Below are 210 nucleotides of genomic sequence, written 5' to 3'. Positions count from 1 at the left end.
CACCAGCACAAAGCTCCATAACAACATGAACAGCATGGTCGTCCTCATAAGCATCAACAATATTGATCACATTGGGGCGTCCCTTCAAATGATGCATGATCTGAATCTCTCTCTTGACATCATCCACGTCCTCCAATGTTATCAACTTATTCTTAGCAATTGATTTACAGGCAAACTCTTGGCCAGTATCTTTCCTAATGCACAAAAAAG

Annotated in this window: 1 protein-coding gene; it reads right to left on the bottom strand. The window is 41.0% G+C overall.

Going from position 1 to position 210, the window contains the following annotated elements; all coding sequences use genetic code 11:
• Positions 1 to 205: protein kinase domain-containing protein (locus tag C6N31_RS47625; RefSeq protein WP_498063745.1), on the bottom strand; the 205-nt coding region annotated here is incomplete at its 3' end.
• Between the last annotated feature and the right edge of the window lie 5 nt (positions 206 to 210).

It is taken from the genome of Streptomyces fildesensis (assembly GCF_016107395.1).
Taxonomy (GTDB): Bacteria; Actinomycetota; Actinomycetes; order Streptomycetales; family Streptomycetaceae; genus Actinacidiphila; species Actinacidiphila fildesensis.
The sequence above is the reverse complement of the archived record's forward strand: the minus strand, read 5'-3'. Positions and strand labels throughout refer to the sequence as shown.